Source organism: Citrobacter sp. VF227 (assembly GCF_052950715.1).
Genome location: NZ_JBRFVF010000415.1, coordinates 1 through 464, shown reverse-complemented (window position 1 = coordinate 464; position 464 = coordinate 1). Strand labels below are relative to the sequence as shown.

Annotated in this window: 1 pseudogene; it reads left to right on the top strand. The window is 47.8% G+C overall.

The features are described 5' to 3' along the window. Positions 1-215 precede the first annotated feature (215 nt). Positions 216-464 (top strand): annotated as a pseudogene (locus ACU8YC_RS27060) (TonB system transport protein TonB); the annotation flags it as partial.

Genomic DNA, 464 nt, shown 5'->3' with positions numbered 1-464 from the left:
CGGGTAGAGCTCCTTGAACGGTAAAAGTCATATTTACGTTATTGGAAAGGCCCGGTAACTGCAATGGAAAGATTGCTGATATGTTAAGGCCACACTCCGAAAATGGTTATTTTTCATAAAATCGCGTTTTATATCTGAGTTACCTTCATGGTCTTATTGAATATGATTGCTATTTGCATTTAAAATCGAGGCCTGGTCTTTTTACTGAAACGATTATGACTTCAATGACCCTTGATTTACCTCGTCGCTTTCCCTGGCCAACGTTACTTTCTGTCGGCATTCACGGTGCTGTAGCGGCAGGTTTGCTGTACACCTCGGTACATCAGGTTATTGAACTGCCTGCACCAGCGCAGCCTATTTCCGTTACGATGGTCGCGTCTGCCGATTTTGAACCGCCTCACGCGGTTCAGCCACCGCCTGATCGCGTCGTCGAGCCAGCGCCGGAAACAGAGCCGATCCCGGAG